Source organism: Microvirga antarctica (assembly GCF_017921815.1).
In the GTDB taxonomy this organism is placed as follows: domain Bacteria; phylum Pseudomonadota; class Alphaproteobacteria; order Rhizobiales; family Beijerinckiaceae; genus Microvirga; species Microvirga antarctica.
The window spans coordinates 1-284 of record NZ_JAGEMM010000161.1; the positions used below are offsets into that span (position 1 = coordinate 1).

Sequence of the window (284 nt, forward strand, 5' to 3'; positions counted from 1 at the left end):
CGCCAATGCATACCGGCGATTTTATCCTGACGCCGCAGTGGCGCTGGCACGATCATGGTAATCCGGGATCAGAGCCGGTGGTATGGCTGGATGGTCTGGATCTGCCGTTAGTCAATCTCCTGGGCTGTGGTTTTGCGGAAGACTATCCCGAAGATCAGCAGCCGGTGACGCGAAAAGAGGGCGATTATCTGCCGCGCTATGCAGCGAATATGCTGCCGCTGCGCCACCAGCGCGGGAACTCGTCGCCGATTTTCAACTACCGTTACGACCGCAGTCGCGAGGCG

The 284-nt window shown here is 59.2% G+C and carries 1 protein-coding gene; it reads left to right on the plus strand.

Annotated features, from left to right (window positions below):
- Positions 1-284: cupin domain-containing protein (locus tag J4G32_RS21305; RefSeq protein ID WP_210497719.1), on the plus strand; the 284-nt coding region annotated here is incomplete at both ends.